Source organism: Leisingera sp. CC-HEC093 (assembly GCF_059429195.1).
The window spans coordinates 1-22,920 of record NZ_JCAIJR010000004.1; the positions used below are offsets into that span (position 1 = coordinate 1).

The window sequence follows — 22,920 nt, forward strand, 5'->3', positions numbered from 1 at the left end:
AAGTGATGCGTGAGCTGATGGACAGCCACCGCGAGGGTTTTGCGTTGGACCGCCATTTCTACACCTCGGAAGCGGTTTATGAACACGACATAAAGATGTTCTGGAACCGCAACTGGATCTGGGTCGGCCACGTCAGCCAGATCGCGGAGCCGGGCGATTACTTCCTGTTCGACTACGGACCGGAATCGGTGATCGTTGTGCGCGACCGCGACGGCGACGTCCGCGCGCATCTGAATGTCTGCCGCCACCGCGGCTCCCGCGTGTGCCTGGAAAAACAGGGCACTGCGCGGGTGTTCTCCTGCCCCTACCACGCCTGGACCTTCGGGCTGGACGGGAAACTGCGCGGCGGCCGCGCCATGGGGCCGGATTTCGACCCCTCCGAATACGGGCTGTTTCCGGTGCAGGTGCAGATCTTCCAGGGGCTGATCTTTGTCTGCGCCGATGACAATCCGCCCCCGCTTGAGGAAAGCCTGAACCGGCTTGCGCCGCTGTCTGCGCCGATGCAGCTGGAGAACCTGAAACTCGCGCATGAAGCCTCCTATCCGGTGCCCGCCAATTGGAAGCTGGCGCTGGAGAATTACCTGGAGTGCTATCACTGCGCCCCATCGCATCAGGAGTATTCCCGCAGCCACTCGCTCAAGGATCCGGCGGATGTGGAGAAATACGGCGAGGCACTGCGCGAACGTTCCGCTGCCATAGGTTTGCCGGTAGAAGAACTGGACCTGACAGGCCCCAATGCGCAGGCGCCCGGCGCCGACGTCTACTGGCGCCGCTACCCGCTGTTTCCCGGCTACCAGACCGGCAGCAGGAGCGGCGAGCCGCTGGCGCCGCCGCTGGGGGCGCTCAGCGGCCATGACGGCGGAGCCACAGATCTGGCCATCGGTACGCTGAACTACTTCCTGATTTATGCCGACCATCTGGTGGGCTACCGTTTTGTCCCCCGCGGCCTGCAGGAGACCGACATTCAGATTGCCTGGTACGTGCGCGGCGATGCTGACGAGGGGCGCGACTATGACAAGGAAGCGCTGACCTGGCTGTGGCATGTCACTTCGCTCGATGATGAGCGCATCATCCGCCACAACCAGGAGGGCGTGAACTCGCACCGCTTCGTGCCCGGTCCGCTGTCGGAAATGGAATGGAGCCTGCCCGGCTTCTACCGCAGCTACTTCAACATGATCTGAGCAGATCTGCCCTACCCTTTAGCCCGGATCCGCCCTGACCCTGCCCCGGAGGCCGCTATTTGCTTGACGTCACCAAGACCCGAACCCGCCGCCGCAGCGGCGGCCCGGCAGAGGAACACTTGGAGCTGGTGCTGTCCATGGGCGCCTACCTCAGCGAACACGGCCGCCTGTGCTTTCCGCACCCTGCGCGGGATCGAGGTCAGCGACGACACCCTCTCAGCCGACGTGATCCGCGGTTGTGCCACCGGCCCGGGCCATTTCCTCGGCAACACCCAGACGCCGCAGTATACGGAGACAGAATATGTCTGCCCCGGCCTGATGGACCGGGAGCTGACGGATACCTGAGGGAAGGCGGGCAAGCAGATCATGATCGACCGCGAGGTTCCGGACAGGATCCTGGGCGAGCATTACCCGAACTACTTCGGCAGCAAGCTCGACGCAGAGGTCCGCGCCAAGTTCCCTGTCAAACTGCTGCCGGGTGCCATGTGCCCCGGCAGATAATGCCGGGGCGTACGCTTATTGAACCACCGGCTCCTGCGCCAATTCCAGGTGCAGTTCACTGCCGGTATAGGGGCTGGCGGCGATGGCCTCGTCGTCCAGCTCCACGCCCAGACCCGGCTCCTTGGAGGGGATCACATAGCCCTCTTCCCAGGTGATCGCGGATTTCAGGCAGGACATATAGGGGCCTTCGAAGGTGCCGATCGACTCGAGTATCAGGAAATTCGGGCTGCAGGCGGAAATCTGGATATTCGCCGCCGCCACCACCGGCCCGCAGTAAAGATGCGGCGCGATCTGGGCCTGCCGGGTTTCGGCCATGGATGCGATCTTCTTGGCCTCCAGCAGGCCGCCGACCCGCCCCAAGTCCATCTGCAGGATTGAGGCCGCACCAGCCTCCAGCACCCGGGCGAACTCATGCTTGGTGCAAAGCCGCTCGCCGGTGGAAATCGGCACGGATGTAAACCGTGCCACCTCTGCCATGTCGGCGGGGTTTTCCGGCGGCACCGGTTCTTCGAACCACAGGGGCTCATAGGGTTCCAGCCGCCGCGCCATCCGCTTGGCGCCAGAGACGGTGAACTGCCCGTGGGTGCCGAACAGCAGGTCCGCGCGGGTGCCAACCGCCTCGCGGATGCGCTTCACGAACATCTCACTGCGCTCCAGATCCTCCAGCCGCGGCTGATGGCCGTCATAGATCGTATACGGCCCGGCGGGGTCGAACTTCACCGCGGTAAAGCCCTGCTCCACCTGCTGCAGAGCAACTTCAGCGGCCATGTCCGGGTCGTTGTAGACATTGGGCGTGTCCGGGTCCGGGTACACATCGCCCTCTGCCGGATAGAGGTAAGTGTAACTGCGCAGCCGCTCATGCACCTGGCCGCCCATCAGCTCGTAAACCGGCTTGTCCGCAGCCTTGCCGATGATGTCCCAGCAGGCCATTTCCAGCCCGCTCAAGACCCCCATCACCGTCACATCCGGCCGCAGCGTGTACCCGGCGCCATATGATTTGCGCCACAGCTTCTCGATATGGTGCGGATCGCAGCCTTCGAATTGGCGGGCAAACATCTCCTTTGCCATTGCGCAGCACAGGTCCGGGCCGAAAGTTGCGTTGTAAATCTCCCCCACGCCGGTGATGCCGCAGGCGGTGGTCAGGCGCACAAAGATGAAATAACGCCCGCCGTGGCGCGGCGGCGGGTTGCCGAACACAAAGGTTTCAATCTTGTCGAGCTTCATCTGAAAATCCCTGTCATTCAGCCGCCAAGGGCCTGTTTTCATTGTCGTCCAGAACCATCTGCGCGCCGCGGGCGGCCAGCATCATGGTAGGTGCATTGGTGTTGCCTGAGGTCACATTCGGGAATGACGAGGCGTCGACCACCCGCAAACCGGCCATCCCGTGAACCCTGAGCCGGGCATCCAGCACCGAGTCGGCAGCAGTATGCCCCATCCGGCACGTGCAGCTTGCATGAAACACGCTGCCTGCGCGTTCGCGGAAGTTGTCCAGCAGTGCGGCGTCATCCATCCCGGCAATATCCGGCACCCGCCGCTCCCGCGTTACCTGTTTCATAGCGGGGGTGGCAGCCAGCGCCTGCAGCAGGTGGCTGGCGCGGATGGCCGTGGCCTTGTCCTCCTCTGCCGAAAGCGAATTCGGCTCAATCAAGGGGGCCTGTATTGGGTCGGCTGACTGGATGTTGATTTGCCCGCGGCTGACGGGGCGGCTGGGCTGCACGCACAGCAGGAAGCCGTTGTCCTTGTCGATCTGAGGTTTGCCGTTCGCCTGCGTCGAATAAGACGCCGGGTTGCAGTAAACCTGCACATCCGGCAGTGCCGCGCCCGCCGTGCGGACAAAGCCGCTGCACTGGTTCACCGGCACGCTCAGCGGCCCCTTGCGGGTCAGAACATACTGCATCCCGGCCCTGATCTGTTTGGCCAGGCTGCCCAACCGGTTGTTTAGCGTCGCGGTATTGGCCCAAAAGAAATGCGAAACCGCCAGATGGTCCTGCAACCCCTGCCCCACCTGCGGCAGATCCTGCGCCACCTTAATCCCGTGCCGCTGCAGCAGCGCCGCCGGGCCGATGCCGGACAATTGCAAGAGCTGCGGAGAGTTCACCGCCCCCGCGCTTAGGATGACCTCGCGCGCTGCCAAGGCAGTTTGCGGCTGGCCGTTCACTCGGAAAGACACCCCGGTGGCCCGCCCGCCTGCGGTCAGTACCTTTTCCACCATCGCGCCGCTGATCACGGACAGATTACCGCGCTTCATTGCAGGCCGCAGGAACGCATCGGCCGAGGACCAGCGCCGCCCGTCCTTTACCGTGCTGCGGACATAGCCCATGCCCTCGCTGGGCAGGGTATTAGCCCCAGCCTCCGCCGCGGCATTCATGTCGGGCAGAAACGGCCAGCCCATATCCTGCCCTGCCGCCAAAAAGTTCCTGGCAAAAGGATGCATCCGCTCGCTGAGGTCGCTGACCCGTACCGGCCCTGCCCCGCGCAACCGGCGGCGGCCCTGGTGCCATTCATCGTTGCTCTCCAGCGCTTCATAGCTGCGGCGCACGTTCTCCCAACCCCAGCCGGCGGCGCCTGCCGCCTCCCAATCATCAAAATCATGCGGCAGCCCGCGCACATAGGCCATCGCGTTGATTGAGCTGGAACCGCCCAGCACCTTGCCCCGCGGCCAATAGGCCGCACGCCCGTTCAGCCCCGGATCCGCCGCGGCGGAATAGCGCCAGTTCACCCTGGCGTCCGAGAAGGTGAAGCCATAGCCCACCGGGATCTTGATCCAGAACCGCCGGTCGCTGCCGCCGGCCTCGATCAGCAGCACCTTGTAGCGGCCATTGGCGGTCAGCCGGTCGGCCAGCACACAGCCTGCCGATCCGGCGCCCACGATGATGAAGTCAAATGTCTGCGCCATGGCACGCCCGGTTCCGTTGGTTTTCCATCAGATTGCGCAGCGCATTAGGCGTAAATCAAACAATGCGTTTTGCCCCTATGGCCTAACTGTGCTTAAAGCTTGTCCATGACCGATCTGCCCCATGTCACCTGGCTCAAGGCCTTTGAGGCTGCTGCGCGGCTCAGCAGCTTTTCTGCCGCCGCCGAGGAGCTGGGCCTGACCCCCGCCGCCATCAGCCAGCAGATCCGGCTGCTGGAAAAGCACCTGAACACCCAGTTGTTCAAACGGCTGCCCCGCGGGGTGGCACTGACCGACACCGGCCAGGCCTATGCCCAGCCGATCCGCAAATCCTTCATCGACATGCAGCAGGCCACGGCCGGACTGTTCGGCCAAAAACGCAAGCGTGTGGTCCGGGTGCGGGCGTCGATCTCCTGTGCGGCACTGGTCATCGCGCCCCAGCTTGGCCGCTTTCAGGCGGCGCACCCGGAAATTCTGGTGCAGCTGACCACATCGGTCTGGGCCAGCCGTTTTGATGAGGAAGGGCTGGACATCGACGTCCGCTATGGCGGCGACTGGCAGGAGAACGAGGTTCTGCATCTGGGCCACGAGAATGCGGTGCCGGTCTGCAGCCCCGGGTACCTGCGCGATCTGGGCGGCAGTCCTTCCATCCACGATTTGGCAGGGTCTGATGTAGTGCAGATCTTCGGCTCCGAAACCGACTGGGGCCGCCTGTCGGAGCTGCACGGGCTGAACCTGCAAACGCCTGCGGACTGGCTCAAGGCGGACTCCTCCCTGCTGGCGCTGCAGACCGTTGCGGCGGGCCATGGGGTGACGATGGTGCTGGAAAGCTTTGCCAAACAATACATCGAGCAGGGGCTGGTCGTTGTCCCAACCGCGTACAAGCTGCCGAAACGGCGTTCGCATTACATTGTGGTCAATGACCGGGCAGGCCAGCGGGAGGAGGTCAAAACCTTCTGCAACTGGCTTCTGTCGCTGTACCAGGCGCTGACCTGACCCGGATCCCCCCTTCTGCGCCGCTACCCTTGCAGCGTGTCCAGCGCGGCGGCCATTGCGCTCCACAACTCTTCTGCCGGTTCGGTGCCGACCGACAGCCGCACGAATCCCGGCGCCACCGCATCGCCCCAGCGGGCGCGGCGCTCAGCCGAGGTATGCACCCCGCCGAACGACGTTGCGGAGCGGATCAGCGGGCAGGTGTTGATGAAGGCGTCGGCCTGTTCGGCGCTGTCCAGGGTGATCGAGATCAGAAAGCCGAACCGCACCATCTGCTGTTTCGCCAGTTCGTGCGAGGGGTCGGATGCCAGCCCCGGAAAGCGGATGCCCTGTACCATCGGATGCGCCGCCAGCCGTTCGGCCAGCACCTCTGCGGTGCTGCACATCCGGTCAAAGCGCACCTCCAAAGTTTCCAGCCCGCGGTGCGCCAGCCAGGCCTCCTGCGGGCCGGGGATGCCGCCGCCGAACTGCCGCCATTCACGCGCGGCTTGCAACACATCTCCATTGCGGGTGGCCAGATGCCCCATCAGCACATCGGAATGGCCGCCCGGCGCCTTGGTGTCAGAGGCGACGACCACATCCGCGCCCAGCTCCAGCGGGCGCTGGCCCAGCGGGGTCATGGTGGTGTTGTCGACCACCAGCAGCCCGCCTGCGGCGTGCACGGCACTGGCAATCGCACGCAGGTCGCAGAGATCCAGTCCGGGATTCGAAGGCGTCTCTGCAAAAACAACGTCAAAGCCGTCAAAACCGCCCTCGGCAAAACCGGTGGTCGTGCGTTGGTGCACTTCCACGCCAAGGTTCTGCAAAAACCGCTCGCTCAGCCGCCGGGTCACATAATATCCGTCAGACGGGATCAGCAGTTTCGACCCTGCTTTCAAGGTGGCAAACAGCGCCGCCGAAATCGCCGCCATGCCCGATGGAAACGCCAGCGCAGGCGCGTCCTCCAGATAGCCCAGCACGTGCTCCAGATGCTCCCATGTGGCATTGTCTACCCGGCCATAGCTGGGGCCGCCGGTCCAGTCGCCGGGCAGGTGGTACATGGAGCTTTGCGTCAGCGGCAGCGCCACCGGGTCGCCCTCTGCCAAGGAGTTTCCGCGCAGGTGCAGCATGGCACCGGATTTAGGAGCGGTGGGTTTGTCCATTGGGTCGCCTTTCCAGACTGCGGGATCCGCAGAGTCATAGCGGGCGTCCGGCGAAAGAGACAAGGCCGGAAACGCAAGGTTCCCGGCCTTCTGTTCCATCTGTTTTGACCGGCTTCAGCCCATCCAGCGGCGCACCGGCGCGGCGGAGTCCTCCAATGCCTGGCAGACCACGTCGATCAAGGTCGGACCGTCATGGGTAAAGGCCTCTTTGAACGCCTGGTCCAGATCCTCCGGCCGCTCCACCCGCCAGCTTTTGACTCCGAACGCCTCCGCCACCGCAGCGTGGCTGGTGCGGTTGAAATCCACATTGTAATAGCGCTTTTCGCAATCGTCCCGCTGGCTCGCCTTGATCCAGCCGAAGTTCGCGTTGGAGAACACCACATAGGTGATCGGGGCATTGCAGCGCACCACGGTCTCCAGCTCGCCGCAGGTGAAGTTGAAGGAACCGTCGCCCATCATCCCCACAACCTTGGAGCCGGGCCGCCCGAACCACGCGCCGAGCGATGCTGACAGCGAATACCCCAAGGCACCATGGGCACGGTTGGTGATATACTGGCGGCCCGGATGCTTCTGCTGCGAATAGGCGTTGTAATAGGGGCAGCTGGTGCCGGGGTCGGACACCACAATGGCGTCTTCCGGCAGGTTTTGATTCAGAGCATGAACAATCTGCTCCGGCAGGACCTGTTCGGTCTGACTATTGGCCAGTTCCTCGAACTTGGCGAACTTGCGCTGCTTGATGTCGGCGATTTTCGCAGCAGCACCAAAGGACGGCAGGTCGCCCTCGCGGCTGTCCAGATAGGTGTTCACCGCCTGCAGCGCCAGTTTCAGATCGGCCACCACGCCGGCCTCAGTCGGGTAGTTGGCGCCGATGGTCATCGGGTCATTATCGAAATGTACGATTCTCTGGCCGGGCTTCGGGGCTTCCCAGCGCGAGGTGGTGGTGGACCCGGCCCGGCAGCCCATGAAGACGACCAGATCGGCCCCTTCCATCATCTCCCAGGTTTCATCCGTGCCGCCGTTGGAACCGACCACGCCCAGCGACTGCGGATGGGTGTCGGCCAGCGATCCCTTGCCGGAGATCGAGGTGCCCACGGCAATGTCGAGGCGGGAGACAAGCGTGCCCAGCTCTTCCGTCGCGCCGGAAATCACCACGCCGCCGCCGCAGACGATCAGCGGCGATTTTGCGGTGAGGATGGCCTCAACCGCGGCCTCGGCTGCGCCCGGTTCCGGCGCCGCGCGGTAGGCGGGGTAGCTCTGGTGCTTGGGGTCGCCCCATATGTCATCGGCCGGAACGGCGTCATATTGGATGTCATAAGGCAGCCCCAGATGCGCTGAGCCGGAGCGGCCGGTGGCCATCGCCCGGAACGCCTGCCGCACCATGCGCGGGATGTGGTCGCCGCGCTTGATCACCGTGTTGAACTTGGTCAGCGGCCCCATCAGGACCTCCTGGTTGACCTCGGTCAGCGGGTATTTTCCGTAGGAGCCCACGGAAATGTCGGTGGTGATCGCCAGCACCGCATAGGAGCTTTCATTGGCCTCGATCAGCCCCGGCAGGATGTAGGTGGCGCCGCCGCCGGACGGCCCTTCGCAAACACCTACCCGTCCGGTCACACGGGAAAACCCGTCGGCCATATAGGCCGCGCTGCGCTCATCCCGGGTCAGAACATGGGTGATGCCGTGCTCCAGCCGGTTCATCGCATCGTAAAAGGGAAGCGTAGTATCACCGCACAAGCCAAAGATATGGGTGACCCCATGCGCCTCCAATGAGCGCACCATCGCCTCGGCACCGTTCATCGTGTTCTTCATGGGGACCCCCAAAACCTGCGTGAAACCTGCCCCGGGGAGAGCCCGGGATTCGTGCTCCAGACTGTATACAATAATGTAGATAAATGTGAAGGCAAAATCAGCGCGCAGTCAGCCACAGGGATTTCTGCCCCTCGGCCCCGGAATTTTTCGCATGCCGCTGGCCCGGAACCGCCCTACTGTAGCGGCAAATCAAACACTTTCCCGGTTGGACATGCCATGCCCCAGATCACTGACGCCCTGCTGGATCAGATCCGCACCCGTTTTGCCCAGGTGGAGGACTGCCCGCAGCAGGGTAGCCGCGTCTTCTTTGAAAACGCCGGCGGCGCGCTGACACTGAATTCGGTGGTGGAGACCTCCGCGCGCTATGCCGCGATCCCCGACAACCAAGGCCGCGACAACCCCGGCAGCCACGAACTGGCGCGGGTGATCAACAAAGCCAAAGAGGACATGCGCGTGATGATGAACGCGCCCGGCGGCCAGTTCTTTGTTGGCGAAAGCGGTACAGAGCTGCTGTTCCGGCTGATCATGAACGCCTGCCTCGCCACCGCCGGGGGCGGCACCGTGCTGGGCTCTACGCTGGAGCATCCTGCGACCCGCTCCGCCTGCGCCCGCTGGGCCGGGGTGGCGCGGCAAAGCCACGTCCTGATCCCCCATGATGACGCCAGCGGCACAATCAAAGCCGAAGCTTATGCACAGGCGGTCACGCCGGGCACTGTCGTCGCGACCATCGTCCATACCTCCCCGGTCACTGGCATGGGCGTGGATGTGGCCGCCTGCGCCGCAGCCATCCGCGCGGTGGCACCGGAATGCTACATCATCGTTGACGGCATCCAGCACGCCGCCCATGGTCGTATTGACCTGACCGCCTATGGTGTCGATGGCTATGTAATCTCTCCCTACAAGATGTTCTCGCGCCACGGCTACGGGCTCGCCTGGATCTCGGACCGGCTGACCAAGCTGCCGCATAACGTGCTGACCGGCGGGCCTGCGGACAACTGGGAAATGGGAACCCGCGACACCGGCAGCTATGCGGCGCTGTCGGATGTGGCCGGCTATCTGGAATGGCTCGGCGGCGAAGTCAGCGGTGCCACGGACCGGCGCGAAAAATTCGTGGCGGCAGGCGCAGCAATCCACGCCCATGAAACGGCGCTGACCAACGCGATGATCCACGGCACCGGCAACCTGCCCGGCCTGGCGGAGATGAAAGGCGTCACCATCCTCGGCGGTCCGGACAACCCGGCGCGCGAGGGGCTTGTGTCGCTGACCGTGGACAGCGTGCCTTCGGTGGATGTGGTAAAACACCTGAACGAACAGGGCATCCGCACCCACTTGCGCAAGCCGGACCATTACTCTGGCAATATCCTGAAACCCTTGGGCATGGACAGCTGCGTGCGGGTGTCCATGTGCCACTACAACAGCATCGGTGAAGTGGCGAAGTTCCTGGGCGTGATGAAAGAGATTACCGGGTAATCGCCGGATGACCCATCGAATCCGGGGCCATTGGGCCTGAATTCTTCACGGGTCATCCAGGCCAGCCGCCGCTAGGGTCGCCCGGAAGGAATTAGCGGCGCGCCCCGGTCTGCAGGGCGCGCCGTTTCAGGCACGCAGGCAAAGGAACATGACGCATGAAAACCCATGCACAGGCAGTTGTCATCGGCGGCGGGCTGGTCGGCTGCTCGATCCTCTACCATCTGGCGAAACTCGGCTGGCAGGACGTGGTTCTGCTGGAACGCGACGAGCTGACCGCAGGCTCCACCTGGCACGCGGCGGCCAACATCCACGGGCTGCACGACAACAACAACGTGACCCGTGTCCAGCACTACACGATGAATCTGTATAAGGAGCTGGAGAAGGAAACCGGCCAGGGCTGCGGCGTGTTCCAGCCCGGCTCCCTGTATCTGGCCAAGACCGAAGAGCGCGAGCACCAGCTGCGCCTGCAGGAGGCCAAGGCGAAATACTACGGCCTGAACTTCCATGAAGTCAGCCGCGAGCAGGCCAAGGAACTGCACCCGCTGGCCCAGTTCGACGACATCCGCTGCATCATGTTCGAACCCGATGGCGGCAATGTGGACCCTTCCGGCGTCACCATGGCCTATGCCGCCGGCGCCCGCGCCATGGGTGCGCAGATCGAACGCTTCTGCCCGGTGACCGGCACCGAACAGCAGCCCGACGGCAGCTGGATTGTGAAAACCGAAAAGGGTGACATCCATACGCAATGGGTGGTCAACGCAGGCGGCCTCTGGGGCCGCGAGGTGGCGGCGATGGCGGGGCTCACCCTGCCCTTGCAGCCGACCGAACACCAGTATTTCGTCACTGAATCCATCGATGAGGTCGCCAAGCTGGGCCGCCGCCTGCCCTCGATCGCCGACCGTGACGGCGAATATTATTTCCGGCAGGAGGGCAACGGCTTCCTGATCGGCGCCTATGAAAAGGACATGCGGTTCTGGGCCGAAAACGGCACGCCGCTGGACTTTGCCCACGAACTGTTCCCCGACGATCTGGACCGGATCATGGAAAACGTGATCCGCGCGACCGAACGCGTTCCTTGCGCTGAGACCGCAGGCGTCAAGCGTGTCATCAACGGCCCGATGATCTGGTCGCCCGACTCCAACGCCATCTGGGGTCCGGTGCCGGAGCTGAAGAACTACTTCTGCTGCACCGGCATCATCCCCGGCTTCTCCCAATCCGGTGGCCTCGGCCTGCTGGCAGCCCAGTGGATGATTGAGGGCGAGCCGCAGTACGACATGTTCGCCTGGGATCTGGCGCGCTTTGGCGACTGGGCGGACAAGAAATTCACCAAGGCCCGGGTCGAGGATCAGTACGCGCACCGCTTCGCCATCCATTTCCCCAACGAGGAACGCAGCGCCGGCCGTCCGGCCCGTGTGCGCCCCGCATATGAGCTGCAAAAGGAAATGGGCTGCGTCTTTGGCCTGAACTGCGGCTGGGAGCATCCGCTGTGGTTCTCCGGCACTCCCGGCACCCAGGACACCAACAGCTTCACCCGCCAAAACTGGTGGGAGCCGGTCGGCCGCGAGGTCAGCATGCTGCGCGAAAACGTCGGCGTGATCGACATCTCGAACTTCGCCAACTATGTGATCAAAGGCCCGGGTGCATTTAATTGGCTGGACAAACTGGTCGCCAACAAGGTGCCGACTGAGGTGGGCCGCTCCTGCCTCACACCGCTGATCTCGGTCCGCGGCGGCGTGGCCGGCGACTTCACCATCACCAAGGTTGCCGACGATGAATACATGATGGTCGGCTCCGGCATGGCGGAACGCTATCACCAGCGCTTCTTCAACATGGTTGAGCTGCCGGAGGGCACCACATTTGAGGTCGCCACCAACCGCATTGCAGGGTTCAACGTGGCGGGTCCGAAGTCGCGCGAGATGCTCCAGCGAATGACTAATGCCGACCTGACGAACGAAAACTTCCGCTTCATGCGCTCGCGCACCATCGACGTGGCAGGTGTGGAATGCCTGGCCATCCGCGTCTCCTTCACCGGCGATCTGGGCTGGGAATTGCACTGCGCCGAAAGCGATCAGGTCAAGCTGTACTCCGCCCTGCTCGCAGCCGCAGCGGAGTTCGGCGGCGGCCCGGTCGGCGGCCGTGCGCTGGGAAGCCTGCGGATCGAGAAGGGTTATGGTTCTTGGGGCCGCGAATACAGCCAGGAATACTGGCCGCAGGAGGTCGGCCTGGCCGGGCTCATCAAACTGGACAAGGATTTCCTCAACAAGGACGCCTATCTCAAGGTAAAGGACAATGCCCCGCGCGAAATGCTGTCTGCCTTTGAAATCGACGCGGTGAACGATGCCGATGCCTCCGGCGGCGAGCCTGTCTTCACCCCTGACGGCAAACCTGTGGGCCGCGTCACCTCGGGCGCCTATGGCTATTCTGTCGGCAAATCGCTGGCGCTGGGATATGCTGACCCCAAGGTTGCCCAGCCGGGTGATGAGGTTGAGGTCTATATCCTCGGCAAACCGCACAAGGCGCGCATCCTGAAAGCCGCCGCCTTCGACCCCTCGGGTGCACGGCTGCGGGCCTGATATAAAACAGCAAATCCGCCCAAAAGGGCGGCTTTGTTCTATAGTGCTTGCATCCCAGCCTTCAGCCACTGCGCAAATCCGGCCTCATCCACATCCCCTGTGGCCAGGTCCTCCATCATCCGCACGCCTTCCACCGGGTCGGGGCGGAACTGGCAGCCATTAAGGCGCAGAAACGTCACCGCGGTCACAAAGGCCGTGCGCTTGTTGCCATCCACAAATGCGTGCGCCTTGGCGATACCAAACGCATAAGCCGCAGCAACCTCTGCCACGCCCGCATCGGAATAGGCCGCCAGGTTCATCGCCCGGGCACAGCCCATCTCCAGCAGCGCCTTGTCGCGCATCCCCGATGCACCGCCATGGCGGGAAATCTGACGGTCATGAATGATGGTCACCGCCGCCAGCGGCACCCAGGTGAATTTGCTCACGCCAGCGCCTGAAGCAGGTCGCGGTTTTCGTCCATCACCAGTTCCGCTGCGGCCAGCGCCTCGGCCACCGCGGGATCATGCGCCATCACCCTCAGGCTGCCGTCATCGCCGCGCACCACAAACAGCGTGTCGCCTTCCTTGGCGTCCAGCATCGTCAGCATCTCCGTCGTCAGGGTGATAACGGCAGAGTTTCCGACTTTTCTGATCTTGGTCTCAATCATTGGCAGCTTCCATGTGTATATATGTGTGTATATACGCCAGGCGCCGCCAAAATTCAATGCTGCCGCTGTCAGCGCCGGCGGGCTACAGCTGCATCTCTTCAGCTGCATTCAACAGCCAGCTTTTGAAATGCTTGACCGAAGGTGTCGCCGCCTTGTCCTTGAAGGTTGCGAAATAGGTCCAGGGGCAATCAACGTCAAAGACGAACGGCTCCATCAGCCGCCCGTCTGCCACATGGGACCGGACCAGTGTTTTCGGCAGCACCGCGCAGCCCAGCCCATTGGCAGCAAACTCCAGCCCCAAGTTAGAGGAATTGGTCTGCAGCCCCCCCTTCAGCTCAATCCCGGTCAGCCCGAAATGCTTGGCGACCTTCTCCCAATAAACCGGCCGCCCCAGGATGTGGATCAGCTTGGCCTGCACCAACTGCTCAGGCCGCGTCAGCACCTCCCCCGCGACCGTGAAGCCCGGCGCGCACACCAGCGCCAGCTTCTCATCCCACAGCTTGACCGCCGGCCCAATCACGTCATCGACATGGTTGATGGTGATCGAAATGTCCGAGACATTGGTCTCCACATCCACCCAGATTGTGCTGTGGATGGTCAGGTCGATATCCGGATGCGCGGCTGAGAACCCCTCGATCACCTTCAAGAGCCAGCGTTCCGCCAGGCTGACGGGGCAGGAGATCACCACCTCCCGCTTGTGGCTTTGCGAAATCAGCAATTGCGTCGCGCTGTCAATTTCCTGCAGCGCGTGGCGGACCGAGGGCAGATAGGCCTCTCCCACATCGGTCAGCGACAGGGACCGCGGATGGCGCACGAACAGCGGGCGGCCGATGAACTCCTCCAGGCTCCGCACGTGGTTCGACACCGCCGACTGGGTGCAGTTCAGCTCGTCCGCCGCCGAGGTAAAGCTGAGATAGCGTGCCGCGGCTTCGAACGAGCGCAGGAAGGTCAAGTGAGGGAGATTCTTCATCATGGGTCCGGCTGCGGTTTTGGCTGATGTTTCCATGCTTCGCCCGGGGCTGCAATTCCAAAGGGTGCGCGTTCCGGAAACGCTGGAAAACGGTATCCAGTTTTCACTTCACGAAATAATGCAGGCCAATGACCCCGGTTTATTTGCGGGTCACCGGCGGTACCTGCCCCTACCCTTGGTCAAAGCCTGGCAAACGGACCGCCCAAATGACCGACACATTCAACCGCGTTGCAGACTTCACCTTCGGCCTGTCCCCCGCAGACCTGCCCGAAACCACCCGCACCGCGGCAGCGCTGATGTTCCTGGACACGCTGGGCATCACTATCGGCGCCACCCCGATGGAGGCCGGCTGCATTGCCCGCGACACCGCCGCAGCGCTTTATGGCAGCAGCGAAGAGGGCTTCAGCGCCCGGATGCTGTTCGACGGCCGCCGGGTCAGCATCGCCGGCGCCGCCTATGCCGCTGCAGCGGCCACCGACAATCTGGACGCCCACGACGGTTTCAACCCGGCCAAGGGCCATATCGGGGTGGTGGTGATCCCGGCAATTGCGGCGCTGGCGGAAACCGTGCCGGACCTCTCCGGGCCGGAGGTTCTGGCGCTGACCACGCTGGGCTATGAAATCTCAGGCCGCGCGGCGCTGTCGTTGCACAATACGGTCAGCGACTACCACACCTCGGGCGCCTGGAACGCCCTGGGGGTGGCCGCCATCGCCGCCCGCATGCGGGGCCTGACCCCTGCCCGGCTGCGCGAGGCGCTGGGGATTGCCGAATACCACGGCCCCCGCAGCCAGATGATGCGCGAGATCGCCAGCCCCACCATGCTGCACGACGGCTCTGCCTGGGGGGCGCTGGCGGGGATCTCTGCCGCAGTGCTGGCGGAAAAGGGCTTTACCGGCGCGCCCGCCATCACGGTGGAGGAGGACCGGGTCGCCCATTACTGGCAGGACCTTGGCCGGAACTGGCTGATGGAGCAGCAGTATGTGAAGCCCTACCCGATCTGCCGCTGGGCCCATGCCGCCATCGACGGGCTGCGGCAGGTGATGCTGGAACACAGCCTGCACCATGAACAGATCGCCCGCATCCATGTGAACACCTTCCGCGAGGGCACTTGCCTGTTCCAGGGCCAGCCCGCCACCACCAGCCAGGCGCAGTACTCGCTGCCCTTCGCGGTGGCCGCCTATGCCGCCCATGGCCGGATCGGGGCAGAGCAGATTTCCGGCGCAGGGCTGACAGACCCGCTGACGGCCTCGATCCGCGCGCGCATCACAGTGGCCGAAACCGATGCGCACAATGCCCGTTTTCCGGCCTGCCGCACTGCTGATGTGACCGTCACCCTGACCAATGGCGCGCAGCTCAGCTCAGGCGATATCCACGCCCGCGGCGGCAGCGAGGTGCCGCTCAGCCAGGAGGAGATCACCGCCAAGTTCATGCAATTCGCCGCGCCCGTGCTGGGGGTGGCCCGGGCCGGCGAAATCCGCGATGCGGTGCTGGGCTTCACCACGGAGGCCAGCACATTCTCCGATCTGGGGCGGCTGCTCTACGGCACTGCAGCAGCATAAGCCGGCCGCCCGGCCAGCAAGGCAGGCCTACGGCACGCGCCAGACGCATGCGAGGGGCCGGCCCCTCGCGCTCCCCGGAGTATTTGGGGAAAGATGAAACCTTGCGTGCCTCAGCCGAAGTGCAGGGTTTTCACCTCCTGATAATCCTCAAGCCCCAGCATACCGCCTTCACGGCCATTGCCGGACTGCTTGTAGCCGCCGAAGGGCGAGCCGTAGTTGAAGCCGCCGCCGTTGATATGCACCGCGCCGGCACGCAGCCGTGCGGCGACGCGCTCTGCCCGCTCCGGATCGCCGGTCTGCAGATAGGCCGCAAGTCCGTAGGGCGTGTCATTGGCGATACGGATGGCGTCGTCCTCATCCTCGAAGGGAATGATGACCAGAACCGGGCCAAAGATTTCCTGCTGCGCAATCGCCATATCATTGGTGACATCAGCAAAGACGGTGGGGCGGACGTACCAGCCGGTGTCCAGCCCCTCGGGGCGGCCAAGGCCGCCCGCCAGCAGGGTGGCGCCCTCGCCGATGCCCTTTTGGATCATGGCCTGCACCCGGTCGAACTGGATGCGGTCGAACATCGGGCCGATGTGGCCGCCTTCCTGCGCAGGGTCGCCCACCGCCTGGCCTTCGGCCGCGGCTCTGGCGATTTCCAGCACCTGGTCATAGCACTTGCGCTCCACCAGCATCCGGGTGGGCGCGTCGCAGCTTTGGCCGGTGTTGTACATGCACTCCAGCACCGAGGCGGTGACGGTCTCCTGCAGGCCGGCATCGGCAAACACAAGGTTCGGGGACTTGCCGCCCAGTTCCAGGGTTACCCGCTTGACGGTGTCGGCCGCGTCCTTGGCGACCGCGATGCCCGCCCGGGTCGAGCCGGTGAACGACATCATGTCCACGTCCCTGTGCCGTGACAGGCCCGCGCCGACCGTCGGCCCGTCACCGTGGATCAGGTTGAACACACCCGCCGGATAGCCCGCGTCATGGATCATCTGCGCATAGACAGCTGCCGACATGGGCGTATGCTCTGACGGTTTCAGCACGCAGGTGCAGCCTGTTGCCAGCGCCGGCAGAACCTTGAGCGCAATCTGGTTCACCGGCCAGTTCCAGGGCGTGATCAGGCCGCAAACCCCGATCGGTTCGCGCACCAGGATATCGCCATTGGGCAGGGTTTCGCGCAGTTCCTGGGTTTTCAGCGCCTCCAGGATGCCTTCCAGATGGCCGATCCCGGACTCGGCCTGCGCGTCCCGCGCCATGGTGATCGGCGCGCCCATCTCGGCAGACAATGCCTGTGCCAATTCCTCCCGCCGCTCCCGGCTGATCTCCAGCAGACGTTCCAGCAGCGCGATTCGTTCGGCGCGCGAGGTTTGCGAGAAGCTGTCAAACGCCGCCCTGGCAGCCGCAACCGCGGTGTTCACATCCACCTCATCCCCCAGGATGATGGTCCCGATCTGCTGTTCCGTGGCCGGGTTCAGCACCGGAAATCCGCGGGCTGAATGCGGCGCCACCCAGGCGCCGCCGATGTAGAATTTCTGCAGGTCCATCTGGCCGGTCTCCCTCTTGCGTTCCCGGTGCGGCCCGGATCAGGGCCTCAGCCGCCTCCTGCCCCGCCGACTGGCAGGTCTGGCCTGGCACTCTGCCCGGCTTCAGGCGCACAGAACAGGCCAAAACCGCCAGAAAACCGCTATTTTCCGCAAGGCCCGCCTGTGGGCCGGGCGCATCAGTAGCGGGCAAACAGACTGCCGGGCGCAGGAACCGTTTCGCGGCAGGCCCAAACCGCGGCTAAGCTGGGTCAAAGCCCGCCGATAAGGGCGCCCTGAGGCAGAACATGAGCAGACCCCATTGGACAGCCCGATCCGTGCTGCTGGCGGGCAGCTTTCTATGCAGCTGCACCATCGCAGGCCTGGACTACCACCGCCCGGATTTCGCGGTGCCTGCGGCCTATTACCAGTCGCGCACCTATGCCGCCGCACAAGGCGCAAGCGAAACCTGGTGGCAGCAGCTGAACGATGCCACGCTGAACCGACTGGTGGCAGCAGGGCTTCAGCAGAACCTCGGCCTCAAGGCCGCCAAGGAACGGCTGAAGGCGGCTGAGGCCCTGCGCCGCGGCACCGGCCGCCCGCAGCAGGCCAGCGGCGGTCTGGAGGCCGGCTCAACCTTCTCGCGCCGGGAATCCGACGATGGCTCCAGCAACACCGATGCGGCCCAGGTTGACGCCACCTATGTTTTTGACTTGTTTGGCGGGTTTCAACGCCGGTCCGAACGCGCGGTGGCCGGCCGCGATGCGCAGTTCTACCAGATGGCCACCACCCGGCTGGCGATCATCGACGCCATCACCCGCACCTATATCCAGGCCCGCTTTTTTCAGCGCGGCGCCGCTGTTACCCGCAAGACCATCCAGCTGCGCGAACAGATCCTGGCAACTGTGCTGGAACTGCAGGAGGCCCGTGCGGCCCTGGCGCTGGATGTGGAACGCACCAAGCTGCAGGTTGTCAGCGCCAAGGCGGATCTGCCCGGCTTCGTTGCCAGCTACGAGGCGTCGGTCTTTGCCCTGGCAACCCTCCTGGACCGCGACGCCGCTGAGGTGTTTGCGATGATGCAGGGCAGCGCCGGCCAGCCCTACCCGGCCAGCCAGCCGGAACTGGGGGTGCCCGCGGCACTGCTGCGCAACCGCCCCGATGTGCTGCTGGCCGAGGCCCAGCTGCGCAGCGCCACCGCCAGCATCGGCGTCAGCGAGGCTGAACTGTACCCGTCACTGGCGGTCACCGGCTCGGTTCAGGCGGTGCGCGGTGTCAACGATCTCTTTTCCATCGGTCCGGAGCTGACCCTGCCGCTGTTCAACCGCCCGGTGCTGCACGCCGCCCGCCAAAGCGCCATCGCCGAAGCCAAGGCCACCGAATTCGACTACCGCGCCGCGCTGCGCTCCGCCGTGGAGGAGGTCCAGGTGCAGCAGAGCAGCCTGCGCGCCGTCCGCGAGCGTGCCGCCGCCGAGGCCCGGGCCGTCAGGCTTGGGGTCAAGGTTGCCGATCTGGCGCGCGAAACCTTCCGCGCCAGCGAAATCACCCTGTTCGACCTGTTGAACACCGAAGAGGCGCTGCGCGACAATGAGCTGAACCTGATCACCGCGCGCCGCGACCTGGCGCTGGCCTGGGCCAGCCTGCAGATTTCCCTGGGCAAGGGCTGGGCGCCGCACCAGGATCCGGGCAGCGCCGTGGTGGCGGTGAAACCTTCAGAATAAGCTGAAACTGGAACCCGCAGCCTGGCTCAGGCCTGCTGCGCCTCGCGCTCCATCTGCTCGACCATCTTGCGCGCGCGCTTGCACTGCAGCTTGTCGCGCAGCGGGCTGTCGGGGTCCACGTCCTTGGAACAGACAACGCATTTGTCGGCACCGGAAATCGCATTCAGGCCGCCGCAGCTGCCCTTGATTTTCTTGCCCATCAGGATCACCCCCAGCGACATGCCCAGGGTGACGATCAGCAGCAGAATGAAGGCCAGAAGAAAGGTGCTCATAGTGGTCCCTCGCAGAATGGCTTGGCGCGGCTTCAGTTTCCGGTCAGCGCCTCGAACGCGCTGCTTGCGGCTGTCATATAGGCATCCGCGCCGGCTTGCACGTCCCGATCAATGAAAAACACGGCAAGTTTATGCTCTTCGGCAACCTTCAGCCCGCTTTCGCGGCCCAGAACCAGCATTGCGGTGGCCCAGGCATCGGCCAGCATGGCATTTTCCGCAATCACCGTGACCGAAGTGGTGCTGTGCGTCACCGGCCGCCCGGCAACGGGATCAAGGATATGGGAATAGCGCTTGCCGTCATGTTCAAAGTAGTTGCGGTAATCGCCGGAGGTCGCCAGCCCGTGATTGCTGACCGGCACGATCAGCTGCACGGTCTGCGCCGCCGCATCGGGTTTTTCGATGCCGATGCGCCAAGCTTCGCCCTTGGCGTTTTCGCCCTTGGTCACCAGATCGCCGCCGATCTCCACCATGTAGTGTTCGACACCGAAGCCGTGCAGGGCTTCGGCCACCGCATCGACGCCATAGCCCTTGGCGATGGCGGACAGGTTGATGCCGGTCTCCGGCGCGGATTTCCTGAGCGTGCCGGCGCTGGCATCGAGCACCAGAAGCCGCGCCTGGCCGACACCCTCCAGCGCCTTGGCGATGGCCTCATCCGATGGCACCGGGTCCTCGGGCTTGCGCGGGCCAAAGCCCCATAGCTCAATCAGCGGTCCCAGGGTCACGTCGAATTTGCCGCCGGTCTTGGCGTGCACGTCGCCCGCCGCCGCCAGCACATGGGCAAACTCCGGCGACACCCGCACCGGCGCAGTGCTGCGGGCAGCGGAAAAGGTGGAAACCTCCGACGCCGGATCCCAGTTCGACATCTTGGCATTAACCGCCGCCAGGGTGCCTTCCACAGCGGACCCCAGCGCTTCCGGGTCCAGATCTTCGCCAATGGCAACCACGCTGTAGGTGGTGCCCATGGTTTCGCCCGTCAGCCGCACCTCTTCCGGGTCGCTGCCGAACCAGCAGCCGGACACCGCCAGCATTGCGGGCAAGGTAAGGGCAGCTAGGAACTTTCTGGGTGTCAGGCTGGGCATAGGGCAACCTCCGGCAGCAAAACTTGCGCTGCTATGCCCTCGCCCCGTGCCAGAGTCAAACCGCGCGCGGCGTCAGGCCTCAGAACTTCAGTGGCAAAAAGGCCAGCGCCAGCAGGCCGATCGCAGCCGGCACCCCGTAAAGCCAGGACCGGAACCGCGCGCCCGGCGCTTCAGTCTTCCAGTTCTGCCGGTACAGGTGGCCGCAAACCACCACCAGGAACACCGTCAGCGCGCCGGTCTCAGGGGTCAGGTAAAGGGTTTCGAACATGTTGTTTTTCCGCCGTTGTTAGCGCTCGCGTCATTTCGCCCCTTCCCCGATCATAATCCGCCGCTAAGATGGGGGTATGACCTGATGCAGGATACAGGAGGAGACCCCGCGCATGGCACCGTTCTCATACCAGCCTCCCACCCGGGGCGACAAGGCCGGGCAGGAAAGCCACAGCCAGTCGGCCGAGTCGAATTTGTCGCACGGCCAGTCAACCGTCGCCAGTCTCTTGGAGGCAAAGGGCGATGCGATCTTTGCGATCCGCCCCAACGACACGGTCGGACACGCGGTGGAAGCATTGAAGGAGAAACGCATCGGCGCGCTGGTGGTCACCGACCAGAACGGCGCGCTGCAGGGCATTCTGTCGGAACGCGACATCGTGCGCCGCCTGGCGGACACACCGGGCCATACCCTGCCGCAGCTGGTCGAGGAGATCATGACCCGCGAGGTCCAGACCTGCGCGCCTGACGACCTGCTGATCGACGTGGCCAAGGTAATGAACGAGGGCCGCTTCCGCCACCTGCCTGTGCTCAAGGACGGTAAGCTGGCGGGCATGATCACCGTCGGCGACGTGGTGAACTTCCGCCTGAAAGAGCTGGAGTACGAAGCCCTGCGCATGAGGCAGATGATCGTCGGCTGAGGCTCATACCGGATGGTCCGCCTTCGGGCGGACCAATTCTGGCAGCACGCTTTGCTGCCATTCACGCTTGATGCAGCGAAACTCCGGTTTGAGCCCGAAGCCGTCAGCCCCAAACCGCTATTCGTGTGTTGATCTCTTGTTCAGCCAAAGCTTCCTTGGCGAAGATTCCATCAGCTGGTAGTGATGCCCAGCCCTCTGCATAGACTGAACCATCCTCGTCAGCGGATCTGTAATAGTATTGATCGGCAATGGCAAAAAGCCCGTCCGACCGCCTCACAATCGCAAAACGGCGTTCCGAGTGAACTCGGTCAGTTGAGAAATATGGGAACACTTTTACCACATCCATTCTTTGTGGATATTTTTTGTTAGGTCAGCAGTCAATGGCAGCAAAGTCCCGCAATTCAATTTCTAGCATGTCCCGTTCTGAATGCCCGGTTCGCCTCAAAGTAGCCTTGTAATCAGCGATCCAAGGTTCTGTCAGTTCTGACCTAGTCATATTCAGCCCGGCGCCTGATGGTCATAGAAACGGCCCGCCGCCGGTCTTTTGCAGGCGCTCCAGAAACACCTCCAGATCCTCCGCGCTGTCCAGCGGTGCCATCACCTGTTTGATCGCGGGGCCGTAGATCTGCCACATCTGCAGCCGCAGCGCCGCGCCGTCTTCCGTCAGATGCAGCAGCTTGCCGCGGCGGTCCTGTTCGAACACGGTTTCGCGCACCAGCCCCTGTTTCACCATCCGGGCCAGAATGCGCGACAGGTTGGACTGCTCAAACAACAGGTTGCGGGTCAGCTCATAGGCCCGCACACCGTCCTCCCCGGCCATTTCGATCCCCCACAGCACGTCATACCAGCGCAAGCCGGGCAGCCCGGCGCGGCGCAGCATTGCCTCCATGTCGCGGTGCGCCTGCCGGTGGGCGCGGTTCAACAGGATCCAGATTGCGGTTTCGCGTTTGCTGGGGGTCATTCGGTCTTCACGAGTTGGTGAACATTGCGGCGGTGCCGCCGTTGCTGGTGGATGCACGAAAATAGATGTCATAGCATTGATCCAGGATCAATCGCATCCTCACGTAACAAGAGCCTTTACCGGCCCGACCTCCATCCGACAGGAAAATTGCCATGATGATCAGGATTGCCTCCCTCGCCGCCGCCGCGCTGCTGGCCGCCCCCGCCGTCTTTGCAGCCAGCACCTACAAGACCGACCAAGGCCATACTGAGGTCCGCTTCAGCTGGAGCCACGCCGGCGTTTCCATGCAGAGCGGTGAATTCACCGACGCCCAGGGCACCCTGGTGCTGGATCCGGAAAACCCCGAAGCCTCCACCCTGAATGTGACCATCAAGGCGGACAGCGTCGCCACCGGGTTCGGGCCGCTGGACGACCACCTGTCCAGCGCCGACTTCCTGGAGGTTGCGGCCTACCCGGAAATCACCTTTGTCAGCACCGGGATCGAGAAGACCGGCGACAACACAGCCAAGGTAACCGGCGACCTGACCATCCACGGCACCACCCAGCCCGTGGTGCTGGACACCACCATGACCCACTTCGGCCCGCATCCCCTGGGCGGCGCGGTCGAATATTACCAGGGCGACTGGGCCGCGTTTGAGGCCACCACCACCATCGACCATCAGGCGTTCGGCGTCGGCGGCTTCTCCACCGGCCCGATCACCATCCATATCGTCAGCGAGCTGAAGGCAGAGTAACAGCGCCCC

23 protein-coding genes are annotated in these 22,920 nt (G+C 63.8%); 10 read left to right on the forward strand and 13 right to left on the reverse strand.

Features of this window, described 5'->3' with window-relative positions; translation table 11 throughout:
- Window positions 1-2: 2 nt before the first annotated feature.
- The 3 genes from AC5STB_RS21280 (at window position 3) to AC5STB_RS21290 (ending at window position 1,682) form a co-directional block, all read left to right on the forward strand.
- Complete coding sequence (locus AC5STB_RS21280) at window positions 3-1,181, forward strand: aromatic ring-hydroxylating oxygenase subunit alpha (protein WP_495444864.1); 1,179 nt, start codon at window positions 3-5, stop codon at window positions 1,179-1,181.
- 63 nt (window positions 1,182-1,244) lie between these two features.
- Entirely contained in the window at window positions 1,245-1,526 is a 282-nt protein-coding gene (locus AC5STB_RS21285) for a trimethylamine methyltransferase family protein (RefSeq protein ID WP_495444865.1), read from the forward strand.
- 21 nt (window positions 1,527-1,547) lie between these two features.
- Window positions 1,548-1,682, forward strand: coding sequence for a hypothetical protein (locus AC5STB_RS21290; RefSeq protein WP_495444866.1), 135 nt, complete (start codon window positions 1,548-1,550; stop codon window positions 1,680-1,682).
- A gap of 15 nt (window positions 1,683-1,697) precedes the next feature.
- On the opposite strand, the gene AC5STB_RS21295 is transcribed toward AC5STB_RS21290, so the two are convergent.
- Together AC5STB_RS21295 and AC5STB_RS21300 are read right to left on the reverse strand one after the other, a co-directional pair.
- Window positions 1,698-2,906: a mandelate racemase/muconate lactonizing enzyme family protein gene (locus tag AC5STB_RS21295; RefSeq protein ID WP_495444867.1), complete on the reverse strand. Its 1,209-nt coding sequence runs from the start codon at window positions 2,904-2,906 to the stop codon at window positions 1,698-1,700.
- 13 nt (window positions 2,907-2,919) lie between these two features.
- Window positions 2,920-4,578 (reverse strand): GMC family oxidoreductase, encoded by a 1,659-nt coding sequence (locus AC5STB_RS21300; protein ID WP_495444868.1) that lies wholly within the window; start codon window positions 4,576-4,578, stop codon window positions 2,920-2,922.
- Window positions 4,579-4,683: 105 nt separating this feature from the next.
- Here AC5STB_RS21300 and AC5STB_RS21305 point away from each other — a divergent pair, with 105 nt between their 5' ends.
- Window positions 4,684-5,571 carry a LysR substrate-binding domain-containing protein gene (locus tag AC5STB_RS21305; protein WP_495444869.1) on the forward strand — a complete coding sequence of 296 codons (888 nt, stop codon included), beginning with the start codon at window positions 4,684-4,686 and terminating at the stop codon, window positions 5,569-5,571.
- Between the two features lie 23 nt (window positions 5,572-5,594).
- On the opposite strand, the gene AC5STB_RS21310 is transcribed toward AC5STB_RS21305, so the two are convergent.
- Entirely contained in the window at window positions 5,595-6,710 is a 1,116-nt protein-coding gene (locus AC5STB_RS21310) for a cystathionine gamma-lyase (RefSeq protein WP_495444870.1), read from the reverse strand.
- A 114-nt stretch (window positions 6,711-6,824) separates the two neighbouring features.
- Window positions 6,825-8,516 (reverse strand): thiamine pyrophosphate-binding protein, encoded by a 1,692-nt coding sequence (locus AC5STB_RS21315; protein ID WP_495444871.1) that lies wholly within the window; start codon window positions 8,514-8,516, stop codon window positions 6,825-6,827.
- A gap of 216 nt (window positions 8,517-8,732) precedes the next feature.
- On the opposite strand from AC5STB_RS21315, the gene AC5STB_RS21320 reads away from it, so the two are divergent.
- Together AC5STB_RS21320 and AC5STB_RS21325 are read left to right on the forward strand one after the other, a co-directional pair.
- Window positions 8,733-9,986, forward strand: a complete 1,254-nt coding sequence (locus AC5STB_RS21320; protein WP_495444872.1) for an aminotransferase class V-fold PLP-dependent enzyme — start codon at window positions 8,733-8,735, stop codon at window positions 9,984-9,986.
- A gap of 155 nt (window positions 9,987-10,141) precedes the next feature.
- Window positions 10,142-12,559 (forward strand): GcvT family protein, encoded by a 2,418-nt coding sequence (locus tag AC5STB_RS21325; protein WP_495444873.1) that lies wholly within the window; start codon window positions 10,142-10,144, stop codon window positions 12,557-12,559.
- A 38-nt stretch (window positions 12,560-12,597) separates the two neighbouring features.
- On the opposite strand, the gene AC5STB_RS21330 is transcribed toward AC5STB_RS21325, so the two are convergent.
- The 3 genes from AC5STB_RS21330 to AC5STB_RS21340 form a co-directional block, all read right to left on the reverse strand.
- The gene (locus AC5STB_RS21330) at window positions 12,598-12,984 is read right to left on the reverse strand and encodes a type II toxin-antitoxin system death-on-curing family toxin (protein WP_495444874.1); all 387 of its coding nucleotides are present in this window, start codon (window positions 12,982-12,984) and stop codon (window positions 12,598-12,600) included.
- A complete protein-coding gene (locus tag AC5STB_RS21335) occupies window positions 12,981-13,205 on the reverse strand; it encodes an AbrB/MazE/SpoVT family DNA-binding domain-containing protein (protein ID WP_495444875.1) in 225 nt (74 codons plus the stop codon). Before AC5STB_RS21335 ends, AC5STB_RS21330 begins: the two co-directional genes overlap by 4 nt.
- An 82-nt stretch (window positions 13,206-13,287) precedes the next feature.
- Complete coding sequence (locus tag AC5STB_RS21340; RefSeq protein ID WP_495444876.1) at window positions 13,288-14,175, reverse strand: LysR substrate-binding domain-containing protein; 888 nt, start codon at window positions 14,173-14,175, stop codon at window positions 13,288-13,290.
- A gap of 206 nt (window positions 14,176-14,381) precedes the next feature.
- Between AC5STB_RS21340 and AC5STB_RS21345 the strand changes: the two genes are divergently transcribed.
- Window positions 14,382-15,734: an MmgE/PrpD family protein gene (locus tag AC5STB_RS21345; RefSeq protein WP_495444877.1), complete on the forward strand. Its 1,353-nt coding sequence runs from the start codon at window positions 14,382-14,384 to the stop codon at window positions 15,732-15,734.
- A gap of 110 nt (window positions 15,735-15,844) precedes the next feature.
- Here the strand turns inward: AC5STB_RS21345 and AC5STB_RS21350 are convergent, their stop codons facing one another.
- Window positions 15,845-17,266, reverse strand: coding sequence for an aldehyde dehydrogenase family protein (locus tag AC5STB_RS21350; RefSeq protein WP_495444878.1), 1,422 nt, complete (start codon window positions 17,264-17,266; stop codon window positions 15,845-15,847).
- 284 nt (window positions 17,267-17,550) lie between these two features.
- Between AC5STB_RS21350 and AC5STB_RS21355 the strand changes: the two genes are divergently transcribed.
- Window positions 17,551-18,960 carry an efflux transporter outer membrane subunit gene (locus tag AC5STB_RS21355; RefSeq protein ID WP_495444879.1) on the forward strand — a complete coding sequence of 470 codons (1,410 nt, stop codon included), beginning with the start codon at window positions 17,551-17,553 and terminating at the stop codon, window positions 18,958-18,960.
- Between the two features lie 26 nt (window positions 18,961-18,986).
- Here AC5STB_RS21355 and nqrM read toward each other — a convergent pair whose 3' ends face one another.
- The 3 genes from nqrM to AC5STB_RS21370 all read right to left on the reverse strand — a co-directional run bounded on the left by nqrM (window position 18,987) and on the right by AC5STB_RS21370 (window position 20,579).
- Window positions 18,987-19,232: a (Na+)-NQR maturation NqrM gene (gene nqrM, locus AC5STB_RS21360; protein WP_039174020.1), complete on the reverse strand. Its 246-nt coding sequence runs from the start codon at window positions 19,230-19,232 to the stop codon at window positions 18,987-18,989.
- A gap of 32 nt (window positions 19,233-19,264) precedes the next feature.
- Window positions 19,265-20,311 carry an FAD:protein FMN transferase gene (locus AC5STB_RS21365; RefSeq protein WP_495444880.1) on the reverse strand — a complete coding sequence of 349 codons (1,047 nt, stop codon included), beginning with the start codon at window positions 20,309-20,311 and terminating at the stop codon, window positions 19,265-19,267.
- Between the two features lie 79 nt (window positions 20,312-20,390).
- On the reverse strand, window positions 20,391-20,579 hold the full coding sequence (locus AC5STB_RS21370; protein WP_495444881.1) for a hypothetical protein: 189 nt from the start codon (window positions 20,577-20,579) through the stop codon (window positions 20,391-20,393).
- A gap of 112 nt (window positions 20,580-20,691) precedes the next feature.
- On the opposite strand from AC5STB_RS21370, the gene AC5STB_RS21375 reads away from it, so the two are divergent.
- Window positions 20,692-21,216 (forward strand): CBS domain-containing protein, encoded by a 525-nt coding sequence (locus AC5STB_RS21375; RefSeq protein ID WP_495444882.1) that lies wholly within the window; start codon window positions 20,692-20,694, stop codon window positions 21,214-21,216.
- 103 nt (window positions 21,217-21,319) lie between these two features.
- Here the strand turns inward: AC5STB_RS21375 and AC5STB_RS21380 are convergent, their stop codons facing one another.
- Both AC5STB_RS21380 and AC5STB_RS21385 read right to left on the reverse strand, forming a co-directional pair.
- Window positions 21,320-21,562, reverse strand: coding sequence for a hypothetical protein (locus tag AC5STB_RS21380; protein WP_495444883.1), 243 nt, complete (start codon window positions 21,560-21,562; stop codon window positions 21,320-21,322).
- Window positions 21,563-21,733: 171 nt separating this feature from the next.
- Window positions 21,734-22,177, reverse strand: a complete 444-nt coding sequence (locus tag AC5STB_RS21385; protein WP_495444884.1) for a MarR family winged helix-turn-helix transcriptional regulator — start codon at window positions 22,175-22,177, stop codon at window positions 21,734-21,736.
- A gap of 152 nt (window positions 22,178-22,329) precedes the next feature.
- Between AC5STB_RS21385 and AC5STB_RS21390 the strand changes: the two genes are divergently transcribed.
- Window positions 22,330-22,911 (forward strand): YceI family protein, encoded by a 582-nt coding sequence (locus AC5STB_RS21390; RefSeq protein WP_495444885.1) that lies wholly within the window; start codon window positions 22,330-22,332, stop codon window positions 22,909-22,911.
- The last annotated feature ends 9 nt before the right edge of the window (window positions 22,912-22,920 follow it).